Below are 11,573 nucleotides of genomic sequence, written 5' to 3' on the forward strand. Positions count from 1 at the left end.
TCCTTAATATATGATAGGGCTGTCAGCTTTTTAGAAAATTTTCTTTTGACACCAATATTTATCCACTAAATTTCTGAAAATCTCTGCTTTCCATAGCCGTTGCGAGAATATCTTCTATGCTGTCCGTTATGGAAGCCTGAATTGTTGCTGCTATCACACCTTCGACTAATGGTGCATCTACCAGCCATACCTTTTGTTTTATTTCTTCGTCAAGCATTTCCACAGCCATTTCTGCGTTCATAGCTGCACTACCCATATCCACAAATAAGAGTATGTTTTCAATATAATGAATTCCTTCGATCACTTCTTTTATTTTAAAAGCACTGGTTCCAATCCTACCGTCATCCTCATCAACCCCGCCGGCAGCTTTAATCTCGACTTTCCCATGATTCATCTCTTCCGCAATTTCCTTAATACCGTCTGCCACTTTTTGACTATGGGATACAATTACAATGCCTATCATTATCCTCTCCCCCTATACAGTCTATTATTTTCCAATCTTTTTTCCACACTGATTTGCTCTTCTTCTCAGTTCTTCATTTTGTTACTTGTCCTATTATAAAGATGTATTCAGATCTTATTGAAATTATTCTCTACAAACATCAAAAAGACAGGTTCCCCATGGGACCTGTCTCACTGAATTATGCTTGGTTTTTCTAAATATTCATCTTAGTTGTCTTTTTTACCTTTGCTGTTTTTCTGCTCTTTCTTTCCTTCTTTCTTTAATTCCAGCTCTCTTTTCTTCTGCTCTTTCTCTTGTTCTTTCATCATCTTTTCCAATCGTTTTTCTTCTTGTTTCTTAAATTTCTCTAATGGTTTCTGTTCCTTTTTATTCACTTCATCTTCTTCATCTTCTTCATCTTCTTCATCATCTTTATCTTCATCGTCTTTATCTTCATCTTTATCTTCATCTTCTAACTTGTTAGATTCTTCCTGAATCTTCTCTTTAATTTCTTCTAATTCCTTCTCTAATTTTTCCTTACTTTCTTCTGCTTCCTTTACTAATTTCTCTATTTCACTTATCCTTTTCTCAATCGCTTTCACCGCTTCTTCGTTTGCATCTTCTATTGCCTTTTCTAGTTCTTCCTGAGCTCCCTCAAGAGTCGTCTTTGCCTCTTCAAGCTGGTTATCTAGCTGAACTTTTTTCTCGATTTGTACTTTAGCCTTTAATTGAGAAGGATGTATTCCCAGTTCTTTTGTAATCTCTCCAAAGCCTTTTCCCTGGCTGGTAATCATATCTGCAATTTCTTCCACAGATTTTCCAGTGGCATCTGCCAGTAAGAATATTTTTGCAATTTGTCCATAACCCAGCTTCTTTTCTTCCCTCAAGGTTATTACTTTCTCTTGATCTAAATCTGCTACCACGTTGGCCACAAGATAAGCACTATCCCTCTTTTCGGCCAATTCTTCTTTTTGATTATCATCTACCACGGCTTCTACAGACTCGATAACACCAGCCGAGTCTTCCAGCTGAAGCTTTAACGTCTCTTTCACAGTACTGTCAATGCTTTCCTTTAGCACTGCTTCCGATACGATTTCAAAGGCTTCCTCTATTCTTTCTCCATAGGCTTCCATTGCCTTATTCACATATTCAATTTTATCCTCTTCTGTCATCTGCTTGGCCTCTGCCAATCTCTCTTGGGTAATGGCAATCAACAGCTCCGCTTTTTTCTCAATATCTGATACCATGGAGAGGCGAATATCCTCCACCAACTGATCCACAGAATATAATACACTATCTGGTGTGATACCTGGATCAGTTGTGATTGTCGTTTCATCTGCAAATACAGGTGCAATACTTAATAAGCCTGCCATAACTCCTGATATAATCTTTTTTTTCATTTTATGTCCTCCCTTTAGCTTCATCTTTTTGCTAGTAAAGGGATACGTCATATTTTTCATATTTGGGACCTATTTTCGCTATATTTCTCATGGCAGTTTTTTCTAATGCCCTAGGGCATTGGCTTATTTTCTCCCTAGGATTGCATCCTTAATAACAACCTTCCCGCAAAATTCTAATCTCCGTTCATAATCAAGTTCCACAAAATCCGTAGGTTTCACTGACTCAGATCTTTTATCGAAATATGTAAGACCAGCCTGTCTCAACATATTGTAAACAAATTGAGAACAGAACATAATATTGTCTTTGTGGGAATAGGGCAATACCAATCCTAGCACATTATAAGAACTGCCTTCTTGATTAATCTTTCTTATATGCTCCAATACCTGTTTTTTTTGCTCGTAGGTTGCCTCAATCCTGTAGATTAAAATATTGGCATCCTCTTTCTGATAGAAAAACTCCAACATTTCGAGATTTAATCCCGGTGAATAGATCTTCTCTCCCCCATTATAGGAAATAATTGTTTTTAATTCTTCATCAAAAGATAGGGAAGAATGGGAATAGTTTTTGTTCGTCACCTTTGCAATGGTCTCACCTGCCGCACTGCCGGTACTTGATAACACAATATATAGATACCCATTATCCAGAGTTTTTTCCGCGTCCCTAAAAAAGTCTTCACTTAACGAACCCTTGTTCACATAACTAAATGTATTATGGCGGGGAAGATTTCTAAATAGTTCTCTAAGATCATCTATCACCTTTCTTTCACCTTTTGTTTCCCCATGTTTTTGAATCTCATTTACAAAACCCTTTGAAATCTGCTGGAATGCTTTCCTCACATGATGCAGTTCCAGGTTTTTCTGGGGTACACTGCCATCTTCGTTATTATAGCGGGTGATGATTTTGAGCTTTTGGGAGATAATTCGGAGATTAAGCGGAAATACAGGCCCGCCTTCCCCATCCAAGTCTGTGCTGACTTCACCGACTGTATCGATGAATAAATCCTCTGTTTTAAAATGTATTACATTTGAATTGTTGATATGCTCCCCATTGATTACGGTCAGTAATAGGGCAGCCAGCTCATATATGGGACATTTCTTAAAGATGAACACATCTAGCAAGCCATCATTGATAGAGGCGGTTGGCGCGATCTTGTGAAATCCGCCTGCTGACCTGCCATTCATAATCAGCATAAATAGTATCTCCCCATCGTAATTCATGGTGCTGCTATTCACTTTTATATTTACTGGTTTCAACTTAGGAAGCTCTGTGATACCATTTAGATAATAGGCCAGTACACCTAGACTGTTTTTAAGCTCTGTGTTGGTTTTCTGGCTGATATCAATCAATACCCCGAGGCTGGCTACGTTGATAAAGTACCGATCATTCACCAAACCCACATCGGATAATGTATAATTATCTCTTAAAAGAATTTCAACAATTTCTTCAATGCCCTGGGGTAGATTAAAATATTGTGCATAATCGTTGGCTGTCCCAACTGGGAATATTCCTATGGGCAGGTCAATATTATACCTTAACAAACTATTGACCACCTGATTTATGGTGCCGTCTCCACCAGCAATCAATATCTTTTTATAATTAGCACCATCCATTTGTGAAATCATCTTGTCCAGTTCTTCTTTTTTATTAGTCCTATAAGGCTCTATTTGCATACCCTTCTGCTGAAATTTATCGATGATATAGTCAAGGTGGTTCTTAAAAGTCCTATCTCCAGAAATAGGATTATAAATCAATTTTACTTTCATATCTTTACCTTCCTTTTTAAAATACTCTAGAATATTCGTTACCCTATAGACTAGACGACTTCCAAATCCATAAGGTACATGTTCACCAACTTTGAAGGTGCTTTCATATTATACTTATTTAATTCTTTATATCTTTTGCAATTCCTTTTTACAATAAACAAAGATAGGTCATCATAAACCTATCGTTTAATACGCCTCCCCTTTAATGAACGGGACAAGGGGACAGGTTCATTGTCCCGGTTAAGCTCTATCTACTATGCTTTTAGGTATGCCTGTTACTCGTGATATTTGCCTAATTGTAACACCTTCTACCTTTTTAATCTCCCTTATAATCTCATTTCGTCTTTCTTTTTCAAGTTTTTGCAGTTCGCTTATATTTGCTACTCCTAACTGCTCGAAATAGTCTATTATTTCTTTATCAGATATTTTGATTCTCTCTTTGTATTCCAAGCACTGATCATTGTTTTTCTCGCTCATAAATGCTTGAAATAATTGTATCCCTTTTATTCTATCCTCAGAAAAAATATCTAAGGCAAAATTTATATCAGTATGGATTGGCATCTCGACATACTCTCTATAACTACTCCACAAGTATTTCCCCATATCTTTTGTTATTCCTGCTTTAACTGGATTTTGATGAATATATCTAAGAACCATAAGAAAATGCTCGTCTGTCTCTACAGCTTCACTTTTAAACCGTTCTTGAAATAGGTGTCCTAATCGGTCGTATTTTTGATTATACCAGTACACGTAGCTACTGCTAATTCTTTTCACAGCCTTAGATATAGATTCATCAATCTCTCTTACGAGTAGATGAATATGATTGTCCATCAGACAATATCCATATAGTTCATAGTTACTAATTGTTTTATAATACGCTATTCTTTCTATAAACCTTAGTCTATCTTCGTCATCTTCAAAGATATTCTGTCTATTGATACCGCGTAACATTAAATGATATATTTTACTGCTACTTTTTTCCCGTGCTTGTCTTGGCATAATAATCACCTCAAATTAATCATATCATGCTTTGATTCTAGGGACAATGTACCTGTCCCCTTGTCCCTCACTTATTTCATTGTAGCTGTAAGTTGTGGTTTTTCCTTTATCTGTTTCCTTGATGAGGCTTCCATTGGCATCATACTGGAAAAGAATATGGCAGGACTTAATATCCCGCCATATTTATAGTTATTTAATTACATCGATCATGTTTAAACCTTATTTTCCACTTACTGTTTTCTACTGCTCACTATCGTGATGTCCTAGTGCCATTACATCCTTTTCCTCATTGCCTACGGCATCCTGTCCCCTTGTCGCATTACTCAGCTAAATTCTACTTATCCTTAGAAGTTGTTACAACGATAATATCTGTTGAGCCAGCTTTCCAGCCAACATCCCAATCGCGAAAATGCGAATGGCATAACTCCACTTCGCCAATAACTTTACTATGATGTTCTTTTACCTCTTGTAAAAATTCAATTATCTTATCTAATTCTCGTATATCGGATTGAAAAGAAACCTCTTGTAATTCTATTAATTCTTCACTATCTTTTTGGTATCCAAATACTTTCACGACTAGTTCCCCGCTTTCCATCCATTTTCATTTAACCAATCTATTGTTTTATTACTTGGATTAGGAGTTCCTTTATGCGCATCATGTATTGTTCCATCATTGTTTAAGGAAGTCCCGTCCTTAAAATGAACATGTGGTTTTTGTCCCGGAACATGAGGTTTATCTACTCTATCAACCTCTCTAGGTGCTTGTCCTTTTTCCACTTGCTTTTGTAGGCTACCATGACTAGCTGGTTCTTTAACCTTAACTAGAGCTTCTCCCTCTTCTTCTCCTGCTTGAATTGTACTTGCATTCCATATATCTAAGAATACTTTTACTCCTACATATTTCCTTGCTCCCTCTAGAAGAAGTTTAGGATCAACTTTAGGTACTTCCCATAATAGCTTAGGTAATAGAAGTGTATCTGCCGAAGCTAATAATACTTTGTTGTTACCTTCACCCGTCCCCTTAATTCTATATTCTGTACATTACTAGCAGGGATTGTGGTGCATTTATAGTACAATTATATTTCTGACTTAATGTAAACAGTCGAACACGTACCGTGCTAGCTAAGTATATTTAGCGTGTACGTTTCCTTTATACTTCACGCTCAAAAAACTCACCTGCAGAATATATAGCTTCAATAAATTATTTCTCTAAGCTTTTTTTAAATGTCATATACTCATCATAGGCTTCAGATATTTTCTTTATACATATATCTTTCCATTTAGTAATCAAAATATTTCTTTCTAATGTCTCATTTGAATCTGGTTCCATCTCCCCACCAAATCCTATGAAGTCATCTAAACTTTCTACTACCCCTGTTTCTCCAGCATATGCAATTTCATTTGGACAGTAGGTATAACTCAAAAATTCACAATTGCTTTCAATACAATGACTACCAGGTCTAACACTACCATTTAGACAATGGGAGGGTACTATATGACCATTCTCTGATTGACAGTCGCAATAAACTTCTAACAATAGATGTTTCATCATCAACTTTTACCGCCTCGCATTTCTTAATATTTGTGATCTGTTATAATTTCAATTATCTTAATTCCTCCATCACGAAGTTTTTCAAAGATCACCCTTCCAGCACCTCTACCTTTTCCTGTGCCTTTAATATCAACTGCCCGCTGTCCTTTTCTATTTCCTGATAAAGGATGATCATTTAAACCTCTTGTATCTCCAGTCTCAAGTGCTTCAAGAGCCTTTTCGAGTCCTTTTTTTGCTTCTGGCGAGAGTTTCTTAGCTTGTCTTTCTACCTCTTTTGGAATGATAACCCCTGCTGAAGTAATCAAAGCATCTTCAACTAAATTTTTTACTATCTGGCTTCCTGGAACTCCCGATGCTGAAGTTAAAACGTCAACGCCTGGACTATAGCCATATTTCTTATCATAGTTTGTTGGTCTATTATTTGGGTCAGTATATACAGTAATGAACCCATTTAGATAACTCTTCGATGGATAGTTACTTCCATTATTACTCGTCCCCTTAATTCTAGCATCCTGAGCTAGTAACTGCTTCGTTTTCAAATCCATGTTTAATGGAGGTTGCTTAGCTTGAACACTACTTATCTTCGGATTTATACCAGGGGATGTTCCGTTATACTCAATTTCCCTTGTTTCATAGGCTGGTCTTGAAGGTGTTGAATATCCACCATCATCGTCATCATCATCCCAGTCAGAGCCGGTATCATCTCCACCGCTACCGCCAGGTCTATATCTGTCTCGAATTCTGTTTGCTTCTTCATGAAACTTTGCTTTCTCATCGGGATCATCGGTATTGTTCCATGCATCACCCAATTCTCCTATGGCATCCCAGTCCTCATCGGACATACCTAAATCTTCGTCACCCTCCATATAGTGACCCGTTGGGTCGATCCTGTTAATCGGGTTATTTCCTACATAGACATATGGATGGGATAGTTGCGGCTGCCCTATTTCTCCTTTATATGTATCAGGTTGGGTAAATCTTCCCACTGATGGATCATACCATCGGCTGGAATAATGCATCAAGCCTGCCTTGGCATCATATTCTTTTCCTGTGATACCATGGTAGTTGTAAGGAGACATGATCCCTGCAAAGACTTCTCCAAAGGCACTGTAGCGGAACTTCGCCACATCTCGTCCCTGGGTGTCTGTTAGATCCATGACATTGCCTAGTCCATCATAGTGATAGTAGGTCATCAATCCCGTAGGTTGAATGATCGGTCCACCTTGGGGCTTTCTGTCATGGTAGCCATACATCTTCCTTGCCACTGGCTGATCTCCTGCCAGATAGTATTGGCTGATTTCATCTCCATCTTTTTCATATTCCTTCATAACCTGTCGTCCGTCATAAAGGATGTTGTCCGTGAAAGTCTTTAGGTGTCCATTGTCATTGGCTGGATAGGTCTCTTCTCTCTTTACTTTTCTGCCATAGCCATCATACTTATATTTTAAATCGGTTCCGTCTGAAAAAGCAATGGCTGTCAGCTCATTTTTTTCATTGTAGCTGTAGGTTGTGGTTTTTCCTTTATCTGTTTCCTTGATGAGGCTTCCATTGGCATCATACTGGAAAATAGATATGGCAGGATAGAATATCCTGCCATATTGGTAGCTATTTAATACATAGATTATGTTTAAATCTTACTTTGCCCATATTACTTCTCTTAAACCAATATCGTGATGTCCTAATACCATCTCATATCTTTCCCCATTGCCTATGGCATTCCATCCCCTATCGCATGTATGTTGTGAATTTAGTATTTCGACGATTATATTATTCCTTACTGTATAAATATTCTAGGAATTCCACAAAAGTGCTACTACAATATTTCACTTCTCTTAGATTCATACCTATAAATGGTACTTCAACAATTACAGCACTCTCAGTCCTAGTATCAAACGCGTAGGCATCTAGACCTCCATCCGAACCAAATATTATAAGTCCTGGAGCAAACTCACCCACTTGATATGCTTCATTTAAAGTTACAATTTCGTCTACTTTCCACAGTGATAGATACGAATCCTCACCTACCCAACCTTCGCCTCCATTACTTCTTAGTAGAAAGCTAAGATATTCCTTAGGAAAAATAAACCCTAGAGTCTTTTCAACTTCTTTGATAGCCTCATTTGAACAAGGAGAATTTAATTCAATTCTATCTAATAGATTATCATACTTTTTATCCATACCTATTCCTCCATACTTCTCCTAGCTTCTCTAATCCTTTTGTTCCACCATACAACTACTTTTGCGTGTCTGTCTCGAGGTAAAAATGTTTTATTAGATATGTCAGTAGGATTTCCCCCAAGCTTTACAGGTTCGATTTCATGAATTTGCAGACCTTTTAATGTCTCATTGTTTTTTCTTAACTCTCTATTAGCCAAGTTACAACTTTTTTTAGCCTTAGAATATGCGTCATTATTATTTTTGCCATTGCTCATTTTAGCACCCTCACTTTTTGCTGATAATCGCTGTTTAAAATTAATCTTCATCCCAATTATAATTATATAAGTATATTATAAAATCATCTAAGTTATTAGCACAAAACTCTACATAATCTATTTCAAGAGAATCTAACGGAACTGAAACTATAGGAGTATCAATTTTTCTTTTATCAAAACCATAACCGGTCTTTGCACCATCTGATGCAAACAAAACAATATCAGTTAAGCCACCTTCACAACAATCTTCATAAAACTCCTGGACATCTTCAAGTTCCCATATACTTAAACAGCTGTTTCCTACTTCACCAACTGCACCGTTGGAAAATAGCATAAATTCCTTGTATTGCTGTGGGAAGCTAATTCCCACAGCAATTTCAATTTTATTCAATTCATCAACTGTAATAGGGTGTTGACTACTAAAATCAAGTTCTTTTAAATATTCATTATTTTTATAATCCATGTATCCACATTCTTTCTATTTATTTTAACGCCTTTTTGACTGCATTCCTAATTTTATCCCACCAGGGGCTAACATATTTTTTATGTACCTTCCCTTGAATACCTACTTTATTTGCAGGATTTATTGGGTCTCCCCCGAACTTAATAGGCTCTATTTCATGAATCTCAAGTTCATTTGCCCTAACATCAGGATTTGCTTTTCTAATTTTAGCATTTTGTTTATTTGCCGCTTTCCTTGCGCTATTATATGTATCACCCTCAAGCAGTTCCCAAGTTTTCTCAGTATCTGGTTTAGGCACATAATCATCTGGATAATCATTCCAATCATTTATTTTGAAAGTTTTCTTACTTTTATCAACAATCTCTACTTTACTACCCGCTTCACTTTCAATCGACTTTTTAATGATAACCCCTGATAAAGCAACTAAACTATCCTCAACTAAATCTTTTACTATCTGACTCCCCGGAACTCCTGATGCTGAAGTTAATACATCAAAATCTGGACTCTAGCCATATTCCTTATCATAGTTTGTTGGTCTATTATTTGGGTCAGTATATACAGTAATGAGCCCATTTAGATAGCTCTTGGATGGATAGTTACTTCCATTATTACTCGTCCCTAGGTTGTAAACATAAATGATTTATTTCCAATCTACATTACAAAAACTTCCACAAGCTTCGCCTTTACCCCAAATTTTTCATCCCAATATCTGTTTCAACACGCCTTCCATGAAATCCCCCTTCTATCCTTTGCCTGTAGCTTCTACGGAGGGCAGCTGGCTGTGTGTCTTGAAATGACTACTAAAAGAAAAGCCTTAATAGAGAGAATATATATTACCCTCCATTAAGGTCTAATAGATGTGTCATATTACTTAGAGTCGTTTATTCAATATGTTACTCATAAGAATTGTGGTATGAACTTATATTGCTCTCACAAACTTCTTGATATTTATAATCTTGCTTCTGTCTATTTTCACAGAAACTTTTGCAATAACATCACTATACCGATAGCTACTGATATTACCCCAATAAATCTTTCAAAGTAGATTGCACCATTACTCCGTTGTTCTGACTTATCAAATATCTCATAAGTCTTATACCGTCTAATGTGCTCAGGAAACATTATTTTTGCACTTCCCAAGAGTATTAATATAATAGCTACTAATAACAAAACATTCACCTACTTATCATTTTTTATCGACTGACTATTTATTACAACCGTTTTCATCATAAAATCATGTAGTGCTTGTCTGCGCTTAGTAAACGGTATTGATAAATATCCCAGTAGGACAAATACTGATATAAATTTCAATAGTGTTCTTAATAACGCCCCCTTAATACTCAGCTTATTCCCCCTTATATCGGTGACAATCATCCCCGCTAGCTTTTTACCTATTGTTCCCTGCCAACCACTAGATTCTCCTAATGTAAAATACACAATGTACATCAATATAAATGTATTTAAGGAAATAGTAGTAATAATTTCAAAAGACTCTACATTAATTTTTCCTTGAAATATTGTCTTTATAATAAGCAATATGAGTGACGCTGCTACTGTATTCGCCACAATTAGAATCACTACATCAATAAAAAATGCAAATACCCTTCTCCAAAAGCCTGCAAAAGGAAGATTGATTTTTATTATATCTTCATTAGGGCAAACTTGCATATATATCTCCCCTTACTCTATAGTGGTTTTTCTTAAAAATAAGCTACAGTAATATATAATAACTATATCATATATTACTATAGCGCTTAAACATCCGAAGTCTAACATTTATCTAACTAATGATGTTGTTATATACCTATCTTATTTAAATAGATTTTCTTTAATTCGTCTCCCCAATTCGGATAAATTAACTTTAACGTTACCCTCTGCACCTCCTAGCGGTGTAAGTACTCCTAACCCAATCAAATCAGCTTCTACATCACTTGAATTAGGTATATCCCCAAATCCAATTTTTCGGTCTCCCACTTTAATACCTAGAAATGCTGTTGGACTTCCTTCTACTTGCTTTCCTGTAGCAGTATCGACTGATCCTTTTGATGAAAATCCAATCATAATTTGGTTCGTAATCTTAATATTTGCATCAAACTCTAAAGATTCTCTTAATTCTTGATTTGGAGCAAATTCATAATATCTAGAAGCGCCTAACTCAAGTTCTACTCCTAGTAGTTTAGGCTTTATCTGTAAACCTGTACCTAATTTACCTTCTAACGTAATAATATCTTTACTCTTCCCTTTAATTCTAGCATCCTGAGCTAGTAACTGCTTCGTTTTCAAATCCATGTTTAATGGAGGTTGCTTAACTTGAGTATTGCTTATCTTCGAATTTATACCAGGAGCTGTGCCGTTATACTCAATTCCCCTTGTTTCATAGGCTGGTCTTGGAGGAGGGTTGTAACCGCCGCCTGATGAGCCACCATCATCATCGTCATCATCATCCCAGTCGGATCCTGTGTCGTCTCCGCCACCGCTTCCACCAGGTTTATATTTGTCACGAATCTTGTTCGCTTCATCA

General features: G+C 36.5%; 13 protein-coding genes. All 13 read right to left on the minus strand.

The features are described from left to right. Positions 1–58 precede the first annotated feature (58 nt). Positions 59–463, minus strand: coding sequence for a dihydroxyacetone kinase phosphoryl donor subunit DhaM (dhaM, locus tag K0R93_RS18210; RefSeq protein WP_300304542.1), 405 nt, complete (start codon positions 461–463; stop codon positions 59–61). Positions 464–669: 206 nt separating this feature from the next. After that, positions 670–1,842, minus strand: coding sequence for a DUF5667 domain-containing protein (locus K0R93_RS18215; protein ID WP_300304545.1), 1,173 nt, complete (start codon positions 1,840–1,842; stop codon positions 670–672). 123 nt (positions 1,843–1,965) lie between these two features. After that, a complete protein-coding gene (locus tag K0R93_RS18220) occupies positions 1,966–3,606 on the minus strand; it encodes a YegS/Rv2252/BmrU family lipid kinase (protein ID WP_300304548.1) in 1,641 nt (546 codons plus the stop codon). Positions 3,607–3,846: 240 nt separating this feature from the next. After that, on the minus strand, positions 3,847–4,605 hold the full coding sequence (locus K0R93_RS18225; RefSeq protein ID WP_300304551.1) for a transposase: 759 nt from the start codon (positions 4,603–4,605) through the stop codon (positions 3,847–3,849). A 334-nt stretch (positions 4,606–4,939) separates the two neighbouring features. Then, positions 4,940–5,179 (minus strand): hypothetical protein, encoded by a 240-nt coding sequence (locus K0R93_RS18230; protein ID WP_300304554.1) that lies wholly within the window; start codon positions 5,177–5,179, stop codon positions 4,940–4,942. A gap of 627 nt (positions 5,180–5,806) precedes the next feature. Beyond that, positions 5,807–6,157, minus strand: coding sequence for a hypothetical protein (locus tag K0R93_RS18235; RefSeq protein WP_300304557.1), 351 nt, complete (start codon positions 6,155–6,157; stop codon positions 5,807–5,809). Positions 6,158–6,180: 23 nt separating this feature from the next. Next, on the minus strand, positions 6,181–7,485 hold the full coding sequence (locus K0R93_RS18240; protein ID WP_300304560.1) for an RHS repeat-associated core domain-containing protein: 1,305 nt from the start codon (positions 7,483–7,485) through the stop codon (positions 6,181–6,183). Between the two features lie 439 nt (positions 7,486–7,924). Then, positions 7,925–8,335: an SMI1/KNR4 family protein gene (locus K0R93_RS18245; protein WP_300304563.1), complete on the minus strand. Its 411-nt coding sequence runs from the start codon at positions 8,333–8,335 to the stop codon at positions 7,925–7,927. Between the two features lie 2 nt (positions 8,336–8,337). Beyond that, positions 8,338–8,589 carry a hypothetical protein gene (locus K0R93_RS18250; RefSeq protein ID WP_300304566.1) on the minus strand — a complete coding sequence of 84 codons (252 nt, stop codon included), beginning with the start codon at positions 8,587–8,589 and terminating at the stop codon, positions 8,338–8,340. A gap of 40 nt (positions 8,590–8,629) precedes the next feature. Further along, positions 8,630–9,052 (minus strand): SMI1/KNR4 family protein, encoded by a 423-nt coding sequence (locus K0R93_RS18255; protein ID WP_300304569.1) that lies wholly within the window; start codon positions 9,050–9,052, stop codon positions 8,630–8,632. A gap of 19 nt (positions 9,053–9,071) precedes the next feature. After that, on the minus strand, positions 9,072–9,350 hold the full coding sequence (locus K0R93_RS18260; RefSeq protein WP_300304572.1) for a hypothetical protein: 279 nt from the start codon (positions 9,348–9,350) through the stop codon (positions 9,072–9,074). An 881-nt stretch (positions 9,351–10,231) separates the two neighbouring features. After that, positions 10,232–10,720, minus strand: coding sequence for an RDD family protein (locus K0R93_RS18265; RefSeq protein ID WP_300304575.1), 489 nt, complete (start codon positions 10,718–10,720; stop codon positions 10,232–10,234). Positions 10,721–10,861: 141 nt separating this feature from the next. Then, a partial coding sequence (locus tag K0R93_RS18270) for a hypothetical protein (protein WP_300304578.1) occupies positions 10,862–11,573 on the minus strand: 712 nt, incomplete at its 5' end.

It is taken from the genome of Anaerosolibacter sp., from assembly GCF_029240175.1.
Classification (GTDB): domain Bacteria; phylum Bacillota; class Clostridia; order Peptostreptococcales; family Thermotaleaceae; genus Anaerosolibacter.

Excerpts from the sequence above, each read along its gene's own strand:
- dhaM (WP_300304542.1), bottom strand. The coding sequence starts at position 463 with ATGATAGGCATTGTAATTGTATCCCATAGTCAAAAAGTGGCAGACGGT.
- K0R93_RS18240 (WP_300304560.1), bottom strand. The coding sequence starts at position 7,485 with ATGAAGGAATATGAAAAAGATGGAGATGAAATCAGCCAATACTATCTG.
- K0R93_RS18225 (WP_300304551.1), bottom strand. The coding sequence starts at position 4,605 with ATGCCAAGACAAGCACGGGAAAAAAGTAGCAGTAAAATATATCATTTA.
- K0R93_RS18255 (WP_300304569.1), bottom strand. The coding sequence starts at position 9,052 with ATGGATTATAAAAATAATGAATATTTAAAAGAACTTGATTTTAGTAGT.
- K0R93_RS18215 (WP_300304545.1), bottom strand. The coding sequence starts at position 1,842 with ATGAAAAAAAAGATTATATCAGGAGTTATGGCAGGCTTATTAAGTATT.
- K0R93_RS18220 (WP_300304548.1), bottom strand. The coding sequence starts at position 3,606 with ATGAAAGTAAAATTGATTTATAATCCTATTTCTGGAGATAGGACTTTT.
- K0R93_RS18265 (WP_300304575.1), bottom strand. The coding sequence starts at position 10,720 with ATGCAAGTTTGCCCTAATGAAGATATAATAAAAATCAATCTTCCTTTT.
- K0R93_RS18235 (WP_300304557.1), bottom strand. The coding sequence starts at position 6,157 with ATGATGAAACATCTATTGTTAGAAGTTTATTGCGACTGTCAATCAGAG.
- K0R93_RS18250 (WP_300304566.1), bottom strand. The coding sequence starts at position 8,589 with ATGAGCAATGGCAAAAATAATAATGACGCATATTCTAAGGCTAAAAAA.
- K0R93_RS18245 (WP_300304563.1), bottom strand. The coding sequence starts at position 8,335 with ATGGATAAAAAGTATGATAATCTATTAGATAGAATTGAATTAAATTCT.